Below are 18,677 nucleotides of genomic sequence, written 5' to 3'. Positions count from 1 at the left end.
TCGTCGCTCTTCAGTGATTCTCTCTTGGGTGTCCTGATCTTGGACTTGGCTTCTTTCTCCGTGCTCTCGAGAATCTCCGTAAAGACGAACACGTTGCACGCGTTCACCAGTGATGACGATGTTCCCTTTTTCCCTACCCCCATGACAAATTTGCCATTTTCTCTCAACCTGGTCACGAGTCTGGTGAAATCGCTATCGCTTGAAACCAGACAGAAGGCGTCTATTTCCTTGCTGTAAAGGATGTCCATGGCATCGATTGTCATAGCAAAATCGGATGAATTCTTGCCGGAAACATTGTGCAGCTGAAGTACAGGCTGTATTGCCAGATCTGTTACCACTTTCTTCCAGGGATTCATATTTGGCATGGTAAAATCGCCATATATCCGCTTTATGATAATGTACCCGTATTTGCCGACCTCATCGATCACCGAGTCTATGAGAGTTGGCCGTGCATTTTCAGCATCTATGAGAAGAGCAAACCTCATCTTGTCAGAATCCGTGGCGGATGGCTCCATAATTATCAAAATGCAATCTTCCTATTGAAATTACCCTTTTCATGAATCTCTTTACGAAGAGTATATTGAGCGAAAATCTGATTTTATGACAAAAGAGAATTTGGAGCGCTAAGAGATGTTGGATATGTCGCAAACTCTTCCTTCAGGTGGAAAGCAGATTATCCAAAACTAAAGCTTGAGTCAATATGGGAAGAGATTGTATTCCGTTATACATATTAAAACTATATTCTCCAAATAGTTTAAAGCGCGGGGAGAGGGATTCGACGACATGGGTGCGAGGTGTTTTGTGTCATGCTAGAAACGATTCCAAAGAGCAGCATAATCCAGGGCAACCTTGTCCCGCCGACAGTCATTGAGGAGCTAGAAAAGAGATACGCCATGAGGTGGCCCCTGAGAGAGCTCCCGAAAAGCCTTGGAGGTCTCCTGGAGGTGCTCGAATGATCCCAGCTTGTGACCAGGAGAAGATCAAGAACGTACTTGATCGCTTCATGGAGTCCAGATCCGGGATCGAGACTTCCACGCCTGACCTGATGAATTGCCGGGAAATAGTGACCATAATAGGATACGATCTCCTGGAAGCTGAGGATCAATTCAGGGTCTTCCTGGAAAGGCATGAGAAGGATTGTACTGTTGTTGGGCGAAACCCCCTAAGGATCAAGTACACCATGCCGGCCTCAAAGGATCCAGAGCAAAGAGTTCTGAGGGATAACTTTGTAAGGAAGCAGAAGCGTTTTCGCGAGGGAAGATGGCCAGAGCAGAGGCCTTACAGGAGGGGGAGAAGATGATTCACTCAGCGAACCGCACGGAAAAGATACTTTCAGATCTTCCGGCCCTGGTCAACAGGGAAACAAAAGGAAAAAGACTCCAGAAGCTTCCGTCTTCTGATTTTTACCTCCTCCTTAGCGAAGCTGCCAGGGAAGAACAGAAAGAACTGGAGAGGCTGATAGATTCTGGCCTCAATCAGGAATACGCTCTGATGAAAAGAAAGATGGAAGTGAGAGGCAACTTGGTGAAAGACTTTCTCGACAACCGGTTCCGGAAGGTGCTGGTCCTTGCGCTGTATGAAAGGAAAGATGTTGAGGGGATCGTGGATCCTGGGGAAAACACATTGACCCAGGAGGAAGAGAAGCTGCGCATAAGAGTTCGCGCCCTCGTGCTGGAGTTCATGAATGACCTGGGGGTGTCGCCATGAGTTTTCTTATTAATCTTATTAAGAAAAGTGCAGAGTTTAACAATGTCTCGGAGAACGTGTATTTTAGCCATGTAGGACTTTTCTTAATAAGGAAAGTAAAAATGGTGGTTCTCGGAAAACCGCTATTATCTTATTTTTTACAATTGACTTTAATAATTAAATTATTAAACTCTTTCTTGAACTTACTTACTTACTCACTTCTTACTTTATTTTCTACTGGAAATCTACCCTTAACGGAGGTCAAACCATGAATTCTGTGATGGGAAGACCACCGGTGGAAGACAGAAAAGTCCCGGTATCTATTAGCATGAGGGCAAGCAAGCTTGCACGGGCAAGGGAACTGGGACTTGATATCGGTAAAATGGTTGAGAGGGACATTGACCTTGCCCTTGGAAAGGATCCGGAAGAGAAAGAACTGGAGGACATTGACCAGAAAATAAGATTGCTCATTGAGGAGCTTGCACCGCTGCAATCCAGGGCAAAGTACCTGAGGGAGAACGTTGCAAGGAAGAAGAGCCTGCAGGTGGACATCAGGGTGGAGGAAGATTGCGGAGCGTGGTATCTCCATACCTTGATAGAATCGAACAGGATAAGAAGAATTACTCCGGTTCCGATGCCTGAAGGTGAAATTTCTGACCTCTGCAGGGAGCTCAAGGACAGGAAAAAGTATAATTTCATGTTCCTCGGCAGCAGTGTAATCTATGAAGGCAACGACCAGGATGTGTTGCGGTCCCTTGCAAAAGTGAAGCTCACCATAAGGAACGGCAGGGTTGTACCCGACCCGGAGCATTTGAAAGCTTACGTATCGCCTGCTTCGTTTGATTCACTGAACATATCGGTTGACAGGAAGTTCTTTGCCGACATGGAAGCGGGCATAATTTCTGACCAAACCCTTGTTTCGGAACTGAGGGCATATTTTCCAAAGATAACCGATGAGCGAATTAAGGAAGAAGTTAAGAGGAAGATGCGTCCGCTATACCTGGAAGCTCCTGATGTCAGTCTGGAGGTCCTGAAATGAAGACCCTAACTTACGGAAACCTCAAGGTCCAGCTGGACCTCACACCTGGTGAAGAGGAGATCTTCTTTGAGGTAATCCAGTCAGACATAGCAGCTGCCAGGAAGTATCATAATTTCGGGAGGAAGACCTGATGCCCTACAAGGACCCAGCAAAGATGGCAGAGTACATGAGACAGAGAAGAGCTCACAAGGTTAACGTTAACCCTGTTAACCGTAAACCCGTTAACCGGGGAAGGACGTCCCAGGTCTCCGGTTCCTACGAGGATGGATACTGGATGGGAATCTGCCCTGTCTGCATCTTACATAACCAGATGGACCCGAAGAGATCATTCAGGCCTGTGGAGAAGTGCGAACACTTCCAGCAGCTCCGTATTCCGGGAAAGCCATCAGAATTCATTTTCAATAGGCCATCTAAAAGGTTAACGCATGAATCCGTCAATCCGTTAACCCAAAACGTTAACCCCGAGAGAGAGAAATATCTCCTGTCGTACAGCCGGAACAAGTACCAGTTTGTCCTGTATTCCGTTGGTCCGGCGGGAAAGAGGAGCCTGGTCAGGAGCTGCAAGAAGAACGAGAAGCTGCTCCTTGGATCCTGTGAAATAGAGCTGACGTGGGGTCCGGATACAGCTCCAGATACTGAAAGCAAGGATGGTGATAAAGTATCGAAATAATGCAGTTACAGTCGCCAGAGGAAAGGAGGTCGCTGCTGTCTGAAGAGGAACAGAGAGTGTTCTCTGTTCTTGACAGGTATCCGAATTTGTCATTCTCTTGTAAAAGAATTACCACGATCCTGGTCCGAGATGGATACTTGAGTGATTCCAGTAGGTCATCCATCTACCGTGTCCAGAAAATCTTACGGGGTCTTGGGGAAATGGGTCGGGTTGATGTGATTCACCTGCGAACTGCTTCGAGGGGATCTCGATACAAGAAGAGTGTTCTATTTAATGAAGGACGTCGTAAGGGTAAGTGAACTTACGGAGAGGCGGATGCTAATTTCCGTGAGTTCAGGCTCCGCTTCTTCCGTGGGGGAGAAGTAGAGATGGCAAAGAAAAATAAAGGTTCAAAAGCCGGCAACCCGGCAAAGAGTTCTGGAAAGACGAAAAAGAACATCCCGACCCACGTGGGCAAATGGAGAATCGGCGAACTGGTCATAGGGCTGCTTGCGACCCTCATGCTTTTTGTTGGCCTGCTGGCAAGACCCACGTATACCATAGTCGGTCATGTTGTTGTATTCAATGATGGGATAATTGCCCCGGCGATCATATTTGGGGCTGTCGTCTGGGCCGTTATCGAAACCCTGACGCCACCCGGGAAGAGCATCCTGGATCTAATCTGGCGGGCATTCGCTGGCTTTGTCCTTGGAGGATTCATCGGCGGTTTCCTGGGATACGAATTTGGCTTTGCCCAGTACATCATCGTGCCCGCGTTCAACGGCAACGAGGCAGCCGTACTGTACCTGGTATCCATACTGGTTTTCGGTCTCGTTGTCATATGGGATGCAGCCTGGTCTGACAGGAAGGGATATATGGGACAGAAAGGACCAAAGGTAAAATCCCTCAATTTTAAGGAATCCGGATCAGGGAAGGCGGCCCGAAAGTTCTTAGGGCTGTTTATCGCCCTCATATCCGTCTTCCTCATGATTTTCCTCTCTGCGGGGATCGGCCATGCCCTTGTAGCGGGAACCGACAATTCCTCGGTGCTCCAATCCGAGTCCATCACCTCGTACGTTTACGGATCCTCTGGGGCGATACCCTTTGGCCAGGTCAACGGAACGGCGACCTTTGATTTCCCATCCAGTACAGTGAACAACGTCACCTCATACTCAAACCAGGTATGGATCCGTACCAACCTCACCGTTGCGGAGCTGAACAACTTCGCAGTGTCCAAGATATCTATATCTTCTACTGATTCGCATCCCGCAAACGTTTCACTGGGTACGGGTTTCAACGTATCAAGTTTCGAGCCGTTCGCATACCAGTCACTGAAAAACCTAACGTCAGTCTCCTTTTCGATTTCATCATCATCCCTGACGGGAAATCAGTCAGAGAACATCATGATCCTCGTTCAGAGCAACGTTACGAGCATATCAATCAGCTTCCACGTGTATGGCAACACAGGCCTAACGACCATCATCGGGTCTTACAGTGCAGAGCAGACCGGGTACCTCATAGGCACCATATTCACATTCGTTGCTGCCATACTCGTGGCTCCGTGGTACGACATCGGCGTGTTCGACAGGCAGAATTCGGCGAAGAAGGGAGGGAAGTGAGATGTTAAACCGGCTCATATTCCATGTGAAGAAAATCAGGAAGGCGAGGATGAAGATCTCTATTTTCTCCCTGACCTTCATTCCCATGGCCACGTCCTCATCCTCGCTGGGCAGTACCGTTTTCAACAGCATATGGAATCTCCTGATGGGCTTCCTGCAGGTAATAGTCAACGGACTGGGAACAATGTTCGGAGGCATATTCTCCGGGTTCTCCAACTCCATCAATATCATGTTCCAGGGATTCGGTTTTTCGTTAGCCGGGTATGGAGTCTACGGCCCCCTGATGTTTGTCTTCGGCATTGGGATCGCTTTGCTTGCTGGTTTCCTGATACTTGCCCTTGTGGGGCCAATGAGGGATCTCGTGAGCATGGAAGACGATGTGTGAGGCATGAATGTCCATAGCCTCTGCCATTCAGTCGTCCCCCCTCTGGGGGTTCCTGAAGGTTCTATATGCGTTCTTCCAGAACCTCCTCTCGGATCTGGAAAATACCCTGATCCTGCCACTATTTCATTCAGTGACAGGGGATTTTGTCTCGGTATTCAATGCATGGCAGGGGAATTACGGATTCCTGGCCCCAACAATCATTGTGGCATCGGGAGGCATGACATTGGTAGGATTGTTCCTGGTATTCTCCTTCACGGTCCCGATAAAGGATATGGTGAGTGAATAATGTCATATTATGGGGTGAGCCCGCCTTCCCTGATCTCATGGCTGAACCCGCTGGATGCCATTAACAACGTCATACAGATCATCCTGTACTTTTTTGCAATGTCCCTGTACTACCTGGCTGAACTGTTTAACTTAATGCTCAGCGTTATTTTTGGGGTTATTTCCGGAGTCATGGCATCATTCGTGTCGGTGGCCGCATCCATGGGACCGTTTGCGTTGCCTATATTTGTCATCCTGCTCGCCTTATTCATTTCCATCGTACTGATAATGGGCATGATTGTGCATGACCTGCCCGTGGTGGGGGGGGTGGCATGAAATCCATCATTGCCCGTGCCCTGAACGGCAGGAAAAGGTACGTCGTTCCCATTGCACTGATATTTGTATCCCTCATGCTCCTGATCACGCTTGCCCCGGCGGAAAAGCAGATCGCTGCATACAACCCGGACACGACGACTACTACATACACATGGACATGGGATGAATCAGGCCTGTCTACCGAGATCTCGTCATGGTCCATAGGCGGCTATGGAAGCGCTGCACCCGGTGGTACTATCACATACCAAGTGACACTGAGGAACCCATCGACGTCGCCGACCATAAGCTGGTCATTGGGTGGCGTCCCGGGATATTCTGTCTCCGGAGGCACCTCGGGAACCGCCGGAACATATCCCAGCGATTATTCAGGGTCCCCTGTCGCCCCATCGCTCACGTCGGTATCGGGCTCCCCGAACCCGGTTGTGACATCCGGGACAGTCGACTTATCGTCCAATGCGAACTTCGAAGATGTGAACGGAGGGGCATACTCATGGAGCGCATCCGCAGGATCTCTCTCAAGCACAACTGCATCCAACCCGACATGGACGGACTCAGTTGCAGGGTCATATACCATTTCACTGTCGATTTCCACAGACGCTGGTTCCGCATCCAATTCATACACCCAGGTTGTCGAGAACCCCGTTGTCGTTTCCGTCAGTTCAAGCCAAAATCCAGCCGATGTCGGCCAGCAGTTCACCCTCACCGCATCGGCAACCGGCGGCTCAGGGTCATACACTTATCAGTGGTACTCCGGTGCATCAGGATCAGGAACGGCAATTTCGGGTGCCACGGGGTCTACATACACAACATCAGAATCTTCCTCTTCCTCAAGTCCATATGACTTCTACGTGGTGGCCACATCCTCTGGCTTGACCGGCACGTCACCGACATTCGCGGAAACAATTGACCCCACTCTCGGAGTCTCGATAACCTCAAATTTGAATCCGTCAGATGTGGGGCAGAATGTTGTGTTCACGGCTTCTGGTTCTGGCGGTTCCGGCTCCTACAGCAACTACAACTTCTATCTCAATGGGAATTCGGTGCAGTCCACGTCAAGCAGCCAGTGGACAGAGGACTTCACATCCGGTGGATCAAATTCAGTATATGTGGTCATCACGGATACTAATGGTTATACCGCTCAAAGCCCATCCCTGACTCAGATCGTTTACCCCGATCCGCAGGCAGCCATCATCAATGCGATGACTCCGGGCGTATTCTACGTATATTCGTACACCTCAGGGCCGACAGAGGGGGCTGTTCCGTATTCCGACATCAGTTCCTACCCGCTGTCGATGCCAAACTCCTTCCCGAACAACGTGTCAACCTGGACGGGCACGTTCAATGACGGTGGATTCGGGTTTGACTACGGAAATCCATATTACAACGGGCAGTCCTTCCTTGGTCGGCCCAACGTGGCATACCCTTCATCACTGGGTGTCCTGAATACAGAGCCAAGTGGTGGTGCATACGATGAAGGGTACATGGCTGTAACGGTGCTCTATTTCGCTGCCGGGACTTACACGTTTAATGGCGAATATGACGACAACGGGGCAATGTTCATATCCAACAACGGGGTGGACTGGACATCCATCATCGGAAGCAGTGCGTGGGTCAGTCAAGGAGCTACGGCTTATTCAGGTACGGAAACACTCTCGGCAGGATGGTATTTCTTTGCAGTTGACAATGGGAACCTGGGCGGCGGCGCATCAATGTCCGCCCTGAATATTACGGGTGGATCAATCTCCGTCTCCGGCACCCCACCCATCGTGAGCACCACCGATGCGGCGGTGCCGCAGTTCTTCCTGACAGCGGTTATGGGTGGGACAGGCACAGGCTACACTTACAGCCTTACAGGTACCGGGTCCACCTATACGACCCCTGCGTTCAACACCACCCTGGCAGCTGGATCATATACCGAGGATCTGTCCATAACAGATGGGGCAGGTGAAACAGCAACTGCCACGACATCCGAAACCGTGCACTCCGATCCAATAGTATCCGCATCCTCCTCAGTCAGTTCGGCGGATGTCGGGTATAATATAACTTTTTCATCCAGCCCATCAGGAGGGACGGCACCCTATGCATATTCGTGGATCATAAATGGAACGCAGGTGTCCACGTCTCAAGACTTTACCTACTCATTCAGTTCCGCAGGGTTCTATGTTGTCGAAATTACAGTAACTGATAGCCTAGGCGAAACGTATTCCTCGTCTGTGAACGTTACCATAAACAACAACCCTCTTGTTTCGGTGAGCAGCTCGCAGAACCCCACTGACGCTGGCAATTCCATATCCTTCTCTTCCGTTGTTTCTGGAGGGACTGGCACCGACACATATACGTGGACCATAAATGGCGTACGGGAATCCACCGCATCAGCATTCTCCTACTCTTTCACCTCGGCGGGATCATACTACGTCAATGTCACCGTCACTGACGGGGATGGCCATACAGCTTCTTACTCTCTTACGGAGACCGTGAACCCTGATCCTTCGGTTGTGATTCACGTGGTCCATAATCCTACTGACGTCGGGATATGGGTCAATTTCTCTGCATCCATATCCGGCGGGACACCAGGCTATACGTATGCATGGACAGTGAACGGTGAGGCGTATACCACTTCCTATGTGAACTACACATTCACCTCTTCCGGCACATATACTGTATCGCTCACAATCACCGATGCCAGCGGAAACCAGGCATCAAATACCGTGAACGAGGTTGTGAACCCTGACCCCACGGTGTCCATACAGGCCCAGTATGCGACCGTGGATCAGGGGATAAATGACACGCTGTTCGCCCAGGTGACCGGAGGGAGCTCACCCTTCAATTATACATGGTCATTGGGCAGCAAGATCATAAACTACTCCCAGGAGTTCCGCCTCCAATTCACAGATCCCGGGTCATACGCGGTCAACCTCACGGTAACCGATTCCCTGGGCGAGCAAACGGCATCGTCTATCACAATCAAGGTGATTGCCAAACCGTCAGCACTCATTGAGGGATCCAGCCAAACGGATGTTTCCACGACCACGTACTGGGAAGGATTCGGGTCCTATGGTACGGCCCCATACAACTACTACTGGTACCTGAATGGCGTCAACACCTCATCCGGGCTGTATTTCCAGTATTCTTTCCCGAAAACCGGCCCGTATAATATTTCCCTGCTCATCGTGGACAGCCAGGGATCAAAGGCAAGCACATACATGGATATCACGGTGAAACCCCTGCCAGTTGTATCCCCCTCCGAATCCCGGACTACAACGGACATAGGATTTCCAGTGTACTTCAATTCATCCATATCGGGCGGGACGCCATTCTACAATTACACGTGGTCCATATCCGGCATCGGATACGTGGGGTACCAGCAGGATCTCATATATTCTTTCAGCCTGTCAGGTTATTATAATGTCACAGTGAAAGTATCGGATGGTGCTGGAAATTCGGCATCCTCTTCCATTGAGATCCGGATTAATTCCATTCCATCAGTGACGATATCTGCACAGTACCCAAATGTGGATCCCAACGTAACTGACAGCTTCAACTCAGTAATCACAGGAGGCACTCCGGGGTACTCATACTCATGGTACGTGAACGGCTCCCTCTCCGGAAGTGCATCCTCCCTTAACTATTCATTCTCAAGGCCGGGAATTTATCCCGTGAAGCTCCTTGTGGAGGATTCCCAAGGTGATAGTTCAACCCATGTCCTGGACGTCACAGTGGAATCATACCCGGTGGCATCCATAATAGCATCCAGGACGTTACTTGATGCCAATGTCACGGATGCATTCCGGTCTTCAGGATCGGGAGGCGTGGGGCCCTACAGTTACACATGGCTTATTGCCGGGCATATGTATGAGAATGCAACCGTGTCATACTCATTCACCACTCCCGGCAATTACACGGTTCAGCTCATCATTTCCGATTCATTCGGCAAGGACGCATCATCTACCGTAAGTGTAACAGTATACAGTGACCCGGCAGTGTCAGTATCATGGTCCGGAAAGGCTGTAGTTTCCGAGGAATTTCCATTATATGCCAATGTGACTGGCGGCATTGCCCCATACAACATAGCATGGATTTTCCCATCGGGGCAGAGAGAATCCGGAACTTCAATCCAGCACGTATTCTCGTCATCCGGGCCCGATACCATAGAGGCCAGGGTAACGGATTCATCCGGTTACGTGGACACACAGAATTTCACAGTCCAGGTGCACCTCTTCGTCGCCATAGCCGCAAACCAGACATCCGGTCTCGGACCGCTGGCGGTGCAGTTCAGTTCGAGTGTGCTGGGTGGATCGGGATACTCATACAACTGGTCCTTCTCCCCAAACCACTCGTCCCTGCTGCCGAACCCCGTTTACTCTTTCCCTGTGGGCAATTATTCTGTTCATTTCACCGTCTCTAGCGCAAACGGAGCAACCGGATCCAGGAACATCAGCATACAGAGCCTGCCTCCCCCTGTTGAGTTCAATTATTCTTCCAACCTGAACATCACACAGGTATTTCGTTTCACTGCCACCCCTAATTGGGATGCCCAGGGCCCATACAATATGTCATGGTCATTTCCAAATGGCCAGACACTCACCGGCTTAAGCATAAGCTACAAATTTCCTGTATACAACGAGTTCAACCCTGTGATCGCTACATTCTCCTACGACAACGGAAAAACATGGACTCAGGACCTCACAGTGAGGATGATACCTGCCAAACCAACCATTTCATTCTCGCCCCCCAAGGAGATACCCGTTGGGACCATGCTCTCCCTGAATGCCACTGCCACAGCGCCGGACTCATCGACCTTCTCCTATTCATGGGATATCAACGGGTCATCGTATTCCGGGCAGTCGGTGTTATTCTACTTCAGTCATGCGGGAAACTACACCATATCAGTCACCGTGACCGATGGTCTCGGGGCATCTTCGACTTCAACTCAATACATCAGCGTCCTACCACAGGGAACGAACAGCAGCATCGTCCTTTCCTATGAGCAGCACTCCGTTGGGCCTATGACTTATTACACGATCAAGGTGCAGTCACTGCATGGGATCACGGCGGTTGAAGCCTTCATCGGCAGCACTATGTACTCCCCCACAGCGATAAATTCCACGTACACGCCATCAGGGGAGATTGGATATTTCAACCTCACAATGAACCAGGGACAGTTTGATTCGGGAACGTACGGGATAAAGGTGGTTGTTTTCAACAACAATTCTGCGAGCAATTCCATGGTCATGCCCTTTTCTGTCTCCAATTCCCTGTCATCAAACCCGTTCACAATTGGGACACTGATATCATTCTTCGGAGGCCTGTCTAACTTTCTCATTATCATGCTGACACTGGCAGGGATCGGGATAGCAGCCATACAACTGCGCAAGCCACCCATAGACGTTGTCGCTACCAGCGGCGGCAAGACCAAGACATACAAGCTGGACACGAAGAGGTGAAAGAATGGGAACAAAGTTTAGGACAATAAAGAAAAACGGAAAGAAAAGTGTGGTGCCAATGGGCACCAGGATCACCCGCAAGGAGAGGCAACTGACGCCGAAGCAGATCGAGGACATGACTGGAGTGGGGATAAGGCATCCCGGGACACTCACTGGATTGGGATATCACATCAGCGGCACGGAGGGCGCGAAGCATGCAGCATTGAACAGGGCAATTGGAAAATACGGGAAGAAGGAAACGCTCCGGAAACTCGGGGAGTTGTACAGGCTGGACTACAACAAGCCGGAGCTGAAGACCAGGATAGTGCAGGACATAAGGTATGTATCGGGAGGGAAGAAAAATGACTGAGTTTGGAAGGAGGAAAGACGGGAGAGCATATCCCAAGAGAAAAGGTGTCGGATTCAGTGGGATATCCAAGGTTCTCAGCACGACAGACCTGAAGAAGATTCACATCCATGGCCTGTCCCTGGCAGGATATGCTGTGGACCTGGCGGATGATATCAGGAAGAGGTCTCTGGGGAAAGCCGTAGATAGATATGGCAAAGCTGACACAATGGCGGAACTCTCCCTGCTCAGATCAAAATATAAGGGTAACGAGAGGATGGAAAGAGTGATCGATTCGGACATTGCGTATGTGGCAACGGGAAAGTTTGAGGAGGATTAAATGACAACATTCAGGACAGTAAGGAAAAACGGAAAGAAGAGGGTAGTGCCAATAGAGAAGAGAAAATTTTCGGTTCAGCGAAGGGTGAATTCCAGGGACTTATTGAAATTCGCACCACAAAAGGTTGCCAAAATAATAAGATCATCCGGGTTCGAGAACAGCGATGACGATCCGTTTGAGTTCAAGGGGCCTTCAAGAGAATTCAGCATCAACGGTATGCGTTTGTCTGGGATAAATCAAGTATATCTAGGAGAGGAAGCAGCAAGCTTTTACAGCAGCGGAAAAGAGGTCTCCTCTGTTTTTTATGCCGATATAAGAGGATTCAAGGAAGGAGGAAAGACGAGGATCGGAGGAAGAATGAAATGACAGAATTTAGAACAAAAGGAAAGGGAAAGGAGAGGAAAATATATCCAGTGAAGAAGAGGCAGGCGTTCGGCGTACCAAGGAACCTGGCATACGATGAGGTGCAGGAACTGAGGAAGCAGGGCAAGAGGGCAAGGCTCATCAAGACCAACCAGAGGCTTGACCTTTACGCCCCGTATGAAGGAATGCTGCTTCAAGAATCATCGGCGACAGCGAAGCCGGCCAGAGCGCCTGAACCCGTATCAGTAACCACGGAAAATGCAGCCGGTCCCTCGAAACAGCGTAACATTTCCTATGGCGATAAGGTGGATGTCCGGGAACTCATCGGAATCGACAACCTGCGGGGAAAACTGAACCTGAATTCTGAGGACCTGAAGATGTTCTTTTCGTCCGGTAACATGAAGATAACCATTGACAATGGCACGCTGACTTTCATATCCGTGGACCCGTCACATGTTGCCATGATTCAGGAAACCATGGAGACCAATCTTCCAAACGGATATCTTGATCCCACATCCTATGGGAAGGAATTTTCAACCGAATGGATGAACAATCCGCCAAAAAGCGGAACAAATCTTCGCTGGCCATCCCTGGACTACGAACAAGATTCATGGGATGTCAGGCTGGAAGGGGATCAGCTCAGGCCATTCCTGAACTTCCTCCAGAAAACAAAGGATGATACAGTGAGATTCTCGCTCGAAGGGGATACAAAGAAGGCCAGTGTTGGAATCTACAGGTCTGTTGATGATCCGGATTCATACAAGCCGAAACGTGAGCTGATTGAAACAGTCAGTGCAGTTTCATCAAGGCAGCCCAGGGATGTTCCATCAGGATGGGTTACGTCAGAGAAGGCAACCTTCGCCACAGAATATCTTCGATCAACAATACGGACAATGCTGGGAAGGAATGAATTTCAGAACCCAAAAGAGGCGGTTCTGACCCTCAGGATGAAGCGGGACTATCCAGTGGAGTTTTCTACAAGGAAGATAGGGCCAAATGGTGAGCACATCGAAGTGAAGGGAATCATAGCCCCAAGGATGGAGTGAGATCATGGGAAAGATCACCGATGCGGCAATTGCAGTCATCATCCTCATAATAGGTCTGTGGATCTTTACAAGGCTTGGCCTGAATCTTCCAGCCATCGAGAGCATGTTCCACAAGTTCTTCTTCCCCTCTTCCGGTTCGGCGACCAATGCAACCTCCGGGATCATCATGGGCATGTCCCTGACCGCTTCGAGGATCAGGGAGAAGAGGATCAGGGTAAAGGAATTCCTGAAGAGGAAGATCTTCCTCGAGCGAATTAGAATACTGCCAAAACAGCCTCAAGAAGGAGGTAGAAACCCCTGAATCGAATCGTAATGCCTCTTCTTCTTTTTACAGCCCTTATTGGGCTTGTATTCGTTCCCGTGGTCGATGCATCTCCAACTCCATCCGGACATGTCATCATTTATTCCACTTACCAGGATCCCGATTTATACATCTATGTGCCTGCCAATTCTTCCGGAGTCTCGGTTTATCCGGACTGGCATGTCTACCTGTATGGATCCGGTACCTTCACGTTCTCGATCAACGGCTCGGTGAAGGAATCCGGAGATTCCCTGGGGGCATTCAATTTCACGTATGTGTGGAACGTGCCGGGGGGTGCCCCTGCGAATGCGTTACTCGTTTTCCAGGGGATTTCGTACACCTTTGCCGATATTATCACGGGGCCGCTGTCAAACAAGGTTATCCAGTCCGTGTCCGTATCCTCTTCGTACCCCGGACAGGACCAGTTCCTGACCGTTGCACCGGGCACGGCAGGGGCACTCATGTATCCTGACTGGTCGGTGACGATGCAGAGCACCCAGAACGAGTCATACTCCATATACCTGAACGGCCAGGAGCTCCTCTCCGGCAATGTGTATGGCTCGAAGATTGTGCAGTTCAACATTTCCGGATCGACGGCAACTGTGACCATCGGCCTCGGGAATTCCGTATACAAGTTCCCGAACGAACTTGTTGCCACAATACCGATCCAGAAATACTATGGGCCGCAGCCGCCGTCGCTCCAGTACACCCTATCGCAGTACGAGTACGGAATCGCGAGGGCTTTCGTTGCCAGTGCGTTCGCCATAATAATCGCGCTCTTCACTGCCCGCAAATACCTCCTGGAGAGGGAGAGAAGGGAGGTCATCAGGATATGAAGGACGCAATGGGCAGGGGATTCTTTCAACGGAGAAGAGAGAACGCATTCGAGAATTCCCAGAGATCGGCGGAGGAGAGGAGGGAAGAGCTGAAGAAAGCCTTCGAAACGAAATCTGGGGAGAACATCCAGCGGCTCATGAAGTTCGTATCCCTCCGGTCGCTGGCGAGGGCGATGCTGCCTCAGCTCATCATCGGCGTTATCCTGGCATACGTGGAGTATGACCTGGTGGGCATCACGTACACACTGGTATCAGTCCTGGTCTACGTACCCATGATTTATTTCTACTCAAGAACGCTCAGGACCCGCAACGGAGTATTTATCATGGTTCCCACGTCCGACTTCATGGACTGGGATCGACTCTTTGTCAGCGATGAAATATGGTCACTTGTTGAGAAGAAAACCGGCCTGACACTTGAGCAGGGCCGCATAAATGGAAGGATAACGTACTGGTGCACCGATATAAAATACCTCGAGGGATCAAACATCCCATGGTTTGTCGAGATCGCCTGGGCGCACTACAATCGTGCAAAGTATGCCATGTTTGTGTCAGTCCTCGACGACCTGACGACGATGCTCAAGGATGCACTCCTGGAAGTTGCGAAGCTGAAGCAGACAGGGGACGTGAAGAGCATCACTGAAGGCACAAGACAGTCCAGGGAGCTCATTGGGGCCATCACCTCAGCGCATAAGGACAGCATAATGTCTGTCCTGAGGAAGGGGAGGTTGACGGAGGAGGAGACCAAGATATACGAGAAGGAGGTGGAGGAGCTGCTCAGCAATCCGGAATACCTCCAGGCGCTCATAAAGAAAAGGAGTGAAGCCGCACGGCAAGAAACGTCGTGAAGGACTGGGGAAAGGAACACGCCTTCCGGGACCTGTTCTTCTCCCTGCCCGAGATGAGAGAGAACGAGTTCATAAAGCACCTTTACCAGGCAAACAAAGAGGAGGAGGACGAGGGAGAGAGGGCACCGCCCCTGGCTATGATATTCGATGATGGTGGGAAAAGAATGCCCATGAGCGATGAGAGGACGGCAATAAGCCTCGTAAACATGCCCAGGACACTAAGATTCATTGCAAGGAGGGACAATGATGAGTGATACTGAAACGCCCGAAGGCCTCAGGATGCTGTATGACCTGCTGGTCAAGGCTTCAGAATATCCCGGGGAAGCCGCAGACAATCCCCGGAATTTATACAGCTGGGGAAAGAAGCTGAAGTCCCTGCACCAGATCATGTCCGCGTATCACGATCCTGAGTACCTGCAGGAATACAGGCTGGCACAGAAGAACATCCGGGAACTGTCAGGAAACTATCCATCCGAGCAATACATTGTGGATGGTTACGAGGCACTGTACGAATGGCTTGGTTCATTGTCAAGGTTATACAAGCGTCTTGGCCTGATGATTCCCGAGAACATGACGTACACGGAAGGGGGAGAGGAGGGAATATGACGGGGAATACGAGCGGCAAAGACGATCCAATGAAAAACAGCGTGTGGCTGCTGCAGTGGATCCGCAACCGGATAAAGAAGAACCGCAACCTCATAGCACTGTTCATTGGCGACACGGGATCAGGGAAATCCCTGTCATCCATACGGCTTGCCGAGAGGGTTGACCCCAATTTCTCAGTGGACAGGATCGTGTTCACCGTGAAGGATTTCCTTGCGCTGGTGAACCAGGGGCTTCCTCCCGGGTCGGTCATAGTGTTCGACGATGCCGGACTGGGGATAAACGCCAGGTTGTGGCAGGAGATGTCTGCCCGTGTCTTCGGGATGCTCACCCAGGGATTCAGGTACAAGCAGATACTGACCTTCATCACAGTTCCGGACGAGACGTTCATTGAAAGACAGAGCAGGAAACTGGTGCACATACGGTTTGAATCGACCGATGTGCAGGGGGTCATGAAGATGAAACTGCTTTCAAGGAACACGTTCGACCCGGAACGTCCCCTTGGAAAGTTCCCGAGGATCCACAGGGGGATATCGGAGATAAAGGTCATGATGGTCAAGTTCCAGCTTCCCGCCAAGGAGTTGTGGGAGAAATATGAGGCAAAGAAGAAGGAGTACATGGAGACGAGGTTCAGGGAGTTCCAGGAGGAACTGGAACTGCTGAACGGGGACAGGTTGCTGATAAAGAATGGAATGCCTGCCGTATCGGTCCAGTGTGACGAGTGCGGTTATGAGTGGGACTATTCCGGCCACAGGGCAGTGGCGAGGTGCCCAAACTGTGATCACCGGATATATGTGTCGGATTTGGAGGAAAAGGAGGAAACAGGCGTGAAGGTGAAGTGCAGGCACTGCGGCTATTCCTGGACGTATACGGGCGGTGCCAAGCGCACTGTGTGCCCGAACTGCGAGCAGCACGTCAACGTGGTTAAAGACGTTGCGGGAACCATGCAGGAGGATCCCTTCGATCCTATGAACACTCCGTACAGGCCTGGGATGACAAAGGAGGAGATATTCGACATCATGGCGGAGAGCATGATCCGCAAGGGCAATAAGATCACGCCTGAAATGAAGGACCTGATGGAGAGGCTTGCAGAGGGGGTAGCAAAGCATGGAGAGAAGAAGTTGGAAGACGACGGCGACAGGAAGAAGGGGGACAGCAAGGATGATAGCCAGGAATGATGGCATGCCGGACGGCATGTGCCACTTACATGCCAGCCACGCGGAAGCCGTGATATCAGGGGAAAATGATGGGAAATGGCATGTGGCGGCGGTTGCTCTCCTATTATTATATATACATGATTCAAGCGGCGATCCTAGGTCGATTTTTTGGTCGGTTTAAATACTGGAGGTTGAAAGAATGAAGACGGAGGAGGAAAAATACAGGATAAAGAGCAGGAAGCAGTACGCAAGGCAGGTATGGTCAATGGACGGCAAGGCCATAATCGTGGATCCCCTGGATCCGGATAAACCTGAAATTGAGAACGTGCACAGAAAGGAGGAATGAAAATGGCAAAGAAGTGGATAACAAAGGGAAAGGGAGAAGAGAAAAAGCACATACTGATGGATAGCAGCAGGACCGTGATGGAAATACGGATCAAGAATCCGGGACCTTCAGTCAGGGATCTGGAAAGGGAAGCATGGGGAATCCTCGGAGATCTCTCCAAGGTGACAAGCGTGGATCAGCTGCTGCTGCAGATGCGGAAATACTCAGGCACGTTGGGAGATTATTCCGCATTCAACTCAATACTGATTCAGGACCAGTTCCCAAATCCCTCAATTGTCAGGTCAAGAAATGAGTGGAAATACTTCGGAAGGGACGTCAAGGATGATGCCAACCCCATATCAGTACTCTATCCTGTGGGCATCGCAGGGAAGGACGGTCCCGGGAAGGTGAAAGCCTTCATAGAAGAAAAGAGAAGAGAAGGGCTGAGCGATGAGGCCATAGATGAGCTGGTGAAGGAGAAGTTCAATCTCCAGGGAGGCGGTTCCGCCCATGTCTTCAGCACCGGTACTGTATATGACATATCACAAACGTTGGTGATACCGGGAAAGGGAAAGCCCGTTGAGGAGGACGTCAAGGCGACAAAACTGTATGGTATCCTGAAGAAGATAGCAAAAGAGCATTACACTGTGGAGGAAGGTTCCATAAAGAACGGTGCAAGAGGATATACTGCGCATTCGGATGAAGGACAGAAAATCGTGGTCATGAAAATACCGGGAGAGGACACCAATATGTTACATACTCTCATACACGAGATGTCACATGCAAGACTAGAGCATCTTTACAAGAAACTGCCAAGAGGGATCGCTGAATCTGAGGCGGAACTTTCCACTTACATGGTTGGTTCGCATTTTGGGTTTGACTTCAAAGACGACTCATCGGCATACATGAAGGGATGGCTTGATAATGCCAGGTCCCAAGGAGAAGATTTCGGGAAGGAGAACCTTGATAGGGTTATGAACAACGCAAGGTGGCTGATAAACGAGATATCCGGGAAACTCTGATTCATCAATCGCCGAATTTTTTCCCAGGAGAGCTGAGATCTCACCCTCGAGGGCCTGAGATCTCGGATATTAATTATGGAAGTGGTTCCCAA

General features: G+C 50.3%; 23 protein-coding genes. 22 read left to right on the top strand and 1 reads right to left on the bottom strand.

Translation table 11 applies throughout. The features are described 5' to 3' along the window. Nucleotides 1-515: NYN domain-containing protein (locus KIS29_10235; protein MBX8640700.1), on the bottom strand; the 515-nt coding region annotated here is incomplete at its 3' end. A gap of 291 nt (nt 516-806) precedes the next feature. On the opposite strand from KIS29_10235, the gene KIS29_10230 reads away from it, so the two are divergent. From KIS29_10230 to KIS29_10125, 22 genes are all read left to right on the top strand, one after another. Continuing rightward, nucleotides 807-956 carry a hypothetical protein gene (locus KIS29_10230; GenBank protein ID MBX8640699.1) on the top strand — a complete coding sequence of 50 codons (150 nt, stop codon included), beginning with the start codon at nt 807-809 and terminating at the stop codon, nt 954-956. Continuing rightward, on the top strand, nt 953-1,300 hold the full coding sequence (locus tag KIS29_10225; protein ID MBX8640698.1) for a hypothetical protein: 348 nt from the start codon (nt 953-955) through the stop codon (nt 1,298-1,300). The genes KIS29_10230 and KIS29_10225 overlap by 4 nt, the downstream gene beginning before the upstream one ends. Continuing rightward, nucleotides 1,261-1,707 carry a hypothetical protein gene (locus tag KIS29_10220; protein MBX8640697.1) on the top strand — a complete coding sequence of 149 codons (447 nt, stop codon included), beginning with the start codon at nt 1,261-1,263 and terminating at the stop codon, nt 1,705-1,707. The genes KIS29_10225 and KIS29_10220 overlap by 40 nt, the downstream gene beginning before the upstream one ends. Before the next feature lie 247 nt (nt 1,708-1,954). Continuing rightward, entirely contained in the window at nt 1,955-2,725 is a 771-nt protein-coding gene (locus KIS29_10215) for a hypothetical protein (protein MBX8640696.1), read from the top strand. A 130-nt stretch (nt 2,726-2,855) separates the two neighbouring features. After that, nucleotides 2,856-3,395, top strand: a complete 540-nt coding sequence (locus KIS29_10210) for a hypothetical protein (GenBank protein MBX8640695.1) — start codon at nt 2,856-2,858, stop codon at nt 3,393-3,395. Nucleotides 3,396-3,763: 368 nt separating this feature from the next. Further along, the gene (locus KIS29_10205; protein MBX8640694.1) at nt 3,764-4,993 is read left to right on the top strand and encodes a hypothetical protein; all 1,230 of its coding nucleotides are present in this window, start codon (nt 3,764-3,766) and stop codon (nt 4,991-4,993) included. Nucleotide 4,994: 1 nt separating this feature from the next. Next, nucleotides 4,995-5,378 (top strand): hypothetical protein, encoded by a 384-nt coding sequence (locus tag KIS29_10200; GenBank protein ID MBX8640693.1) that lies wholly within the window; start codon nt 4,995-4,997, stop codon nt 5,376-5,378. Nucleotides 5,379-5,385: 7 nt separating this feature from the next. Next, complete coding sequence (locus tag KIS29_10195; protein MBX8640692.1) at nt 5,386-5,664, top strand: hypothetical protein; 279 nt, start codon at nt 5,386-5,388, stop codon at nt 5,662-5,664. Beyond that, nucleotides 5,664-5,978, top strand: a complete 315-nt coding sequence (locus KIS29_10190; GenBank protein MBX8640691.1) for a hypothetical protein — start codon at nt 5,664-5,666, stop codon at nt 5,976-5,978. Before KIS29_10195 ends, KIS29_10190 begins: the two co-directional genes overlap by 1 nt. Continuing rightward, the gene (locus KIS29_10185) at nt 5,975-11,422 is read left to right on the top strand and encodes a PKD domain-containing protein (protein MBX8640690.1); all 5,448 of its coding nucleotides are present in this window, start codon (nt 5,975-5,977) and stop codon (nt 11,420-11,422) included. The genes KIS29_10190 and KIS29_10185 overlap by 4 nt, the downstream gene beginning before the upstream one ends. Before the next feature lie 4 nt (nt 11,423-11,426). Further along, nucleotides 11,427-11,771, top strand: a complete 345-nt coding sequence (locus KIS29_10180) for a hypothetical protein (GenBank protein ID MBX8640689.1) — start codon at nt 11,427-11,429, stop codon at nt 11,769-11,771. Beyond that, nucleotides 11,764-12,087, top strand: coding sequence for a hypothetical protein (locus KIS29_10175; GenBank protein ID MBX8640688.1), 324 nt, complete (start codon nt 11,764-11,766; stop codon nt 12,085-12,087). The genes KIS29_10180 and KIS29_10175 overlap by 8 nt, the downstream gene beginning before the upstream one ends. Then, complete coding sequence (locus KIS29_10170) at nt 12,088-12,453, top strand: hypothetical protein (protein ID MBX8640687.1); 366 nt, start codon at nt 12,088-12,090, stop codon at nt 12,451-12,453. Further along, on the top strand, nt 12,450-13,496 hold the full coding sequence (locus tag KIS29_10165; GenBank protein ID MBX8640686.1) for a hypothetical protein: 1,047 nt from the start codon (nt 12,450-12,452) through the stop codon (nt 13,494-13,496). The genes KIS29_10170 and KIS29_10165 overlap by 4 nt, the downstream gene beginning before the upstream one ends. 4 nt (nt 13,497-13,500) lie before the next feature. Then, entirely contained in the window at nt 13,501-13,797 is a 297-nt protein-coding gene (locus KIS29_10160) for a hypothetical protein (GenBank protein ID MBX8640685.1), read from the top strand. Between the two features lie 11 nt (nt 13,798-13,808). Next, on the top strand, nt 13,809-14,633 hold the full coding sequence (locus KIS29_10155; protein ID MBX8640684.1) for a hypothetical protein: 825 nt from the start codon (nt 13,809-13,811) through the stop codon (nt 14,631-14,633). Beyond that, nucleotides 14,630-15,478, top strand: a complete 849-nt coding sequence (locus tag KIS29_10150) for a hypothetical protein (GenBank protein ID MBX8640683.1) — start codon at nt 14,630-14,632, stop codon at nt 15,476-15,478. The genes KIS29_10155 and KIS29_10150 overlap by 4 nt, the downstream gene beginning before the upstream one ends. Beyond that, nucleotides 15,475-15,732 (top strand): hypothetical protein, encoded by a 258-nt coding sequence (locus KIS29_10145; protein ID MBX8640682.1) that lies wholly within the window; start codon nt 15,475-15,477, stop codon nt 15,730-15,732. Before KIS29_10150 ends, KIS29_10145 begins: the two co-directional genes overlap by 4 nt. Further along, nucleotides 15,722-16,084, top strand: a complete 363-nt coding sequence (locus KIS29_10140; GenBank protein MBX8640681.1) for a hypothetical protein — start codon at nt 15,722-15,724, stop codon at nt 16,082-16,084. The genes KIS29_10145 and KIS29_10140 overlap by 11 nt, the downstream gene beginning before the upstream one ends. Then, a complete protein-coding gene (locus KIS29_10135; protein ID MBX8640680.1) occupies nt 16,081-17,259 on the top strand; it encodes a hypothetical protein in 1,179 nt (392 codons plus the stop codon). Before KIS29_10140 ends, KIS29_10135 begins: the two co-directional genes overlap by 4 nt. Nucleotides 17,260-17,437: 178 nt before the next feature. Beyond that, on the top strand, nt 17,438-17,584 hold the full coding sequence (locus KIS29_10130; protein ID MBX8640679.1) for a hypothetical protein: 147 nt from the start codon (nt 17,438-17,440) through the stop codon (nt 17,582-17,584). Nucleotides 17,585-17,586: 2 nt separating this feature from the next. Beyond that, on the top strand, nt 17,587-18,585 hold the full coding sequence (locus tag KIS29_10125; GenBank protein MBX8640678.1) for a hypothetical protein: 999 nt from the start codon (nt 17,587-17,589) through the stop codon (nt 18,583-18,585). Nucleotides 18,586-18,677: the final 92 nt, after the last annotated feature.

Source organism: Candidatus Sysuiplasma jiujiangense (genome assembly GCA_019721075.1).
Taxonomy (GTDB): Archaea; Thermoplasmatota; Thermoplasmata; order Sysuiplasmatales; family Sysuiplasmataceae; genus Sysuiplasma; species Sysuiplasma jiujiangense.
This window is presented reverse-complemented; position numbering and strand designations above follow the sequence as displayed.

Coding starts and splice junctions, on each gene's coding strand:
- KIS29_10130 (MBX8640679.1), top strand. CDS start 17,438: ATGAAGACGGAGGAGGAAAAATACAGGATAAAGAGCAGGAAGCAGTAC.
- KIS29_10175 (MBX8640688.1), top strand. CDS start 11,764: ATGACTGAGTTTGGAAGGAGGAAAGACGGGAGAGCATATCCCAAGAGA.
- KIS29_10210 (MBX8640695.1), top strand. CDS start 2,856: ATGCCCTACAAGGACCCAGCAAAGATGGCAGAGTACATGAGACAGAGA.
- KIS29_10215 (MBX8640696.1), top strand. CDS start 1,955: ATGAATTCTGTGATGGGAAGACCACCGGTGGAAGACAGAAAAGTCCCG.
- KIS29_10195 (MBX8640692.1), top strand. CDS start 5,386: ATGTCCATAGCCTCTGCCATTCAGTCGTCCCCCCTCTGGGGGTTCCTG.
- KIS29_10150 (MBX8640683.1), top strand. CDS start 14,630: ATGAAGGACGCAATGGGCAGGGGATTCTTTCAACGGAGAAGAGAGAAC.
- KIS29_10200 (MBX8640693.1), top strand. CDS start 4,995: ATGTTAAACCGGCTCATATTCCATGTGAAGAAAATCAGGAAGGCGAGG.
- KIS29_10125 (MBX8640678.1), top strand. CDS start 17,587: ATGGCAAAGAAGTGGATAACAAAGGGAAAGGGAGAAGAGAAAAAGCAC.
- KIS29_10165 (MBX8640686.1), top strand. CDS start 12,450: ATGACAGAATTTAGAACAAAAGGAAAGGGAAAGGAGAGGAAAATATAT.
- KIS29_10225 (MBX8640698.1), top strand. CDS start 953: ATGATCCCAGCTTGTGACCAGGAGAAGATCAAGAACGTACTTGATCGC.
- KIS29_10230 (MBX8640699.1), top strand. CDS start 807: ATGCTAGAAACGATTCCAAAGAGCAGCATAATCCAGGGCAACCTTGTC.
- KIS29_10160 (MBX8640685.1), top strand. CDS start 13,501: ATGGGAAAGATCACCGATGCGGCAATTGCAGTCATCATCCTCATAATA.
- KIS29_10190 (MBX8640691.1), top strand. CDS start 5,664: ATGTCATATTATGGGGTGAGCCCGCCTTCCCTGATCTCATGGCTGAAC.
- KIS29_10205 (MBX8640694.1), top strand. CDS start 3,764: ATGGCAAAGAAAAATAAAGGTTCAAAAGCCGGCAACCCGGCAAAGAGT.
- KIS29_10155 (MBX8640684.1), top strand. CDS start 13,809: ATGCCTCTTCTTCTTTTTACAGCCCTTATTGGGCTTGTATTCGTTCCC.
- KIS29_10180 (MBX8640689.1), top strand. CDS start 11,427: ATGGGAACAAAGTTTAGGACAATAAAGAAAAACGGAAAGAAAAGTGTG.
- KIS29_10185 (MBX8640690.1), top strand. CDS start 5,975: ATGAAATCCATCATTGCCCGTGCCCTGAACGGCAGGAAAAGGTACGTC.
- KIS29_10140 (MBX8640681.1), top strand. CDS start 15,722: ATGATGAGTGATACTGAAACGCCCGAAGGCCTCAGGATGCTGTATGAC.
- KIS29_10170 (MBX8640687.1), top strand. CDS start 12,088: ATGACAACATTCAGGACAGTAAGGAAAAACGGAAAGAAGAGGGTAGTG.
- KIS29_10135 (MBX8640680.1), top strand. CDS start 16,081: ATGACGGGGAATACGAGCGGCAAAGACGATCCAATGAAAAACAGCGTG.
- KIS29_10220 (MBX8640697.1), top strand. CDS start 1,261: ATGGCCAGAGCAGAGGCCTTACAGGAGGGGGAGAAGATGATTCACTCA.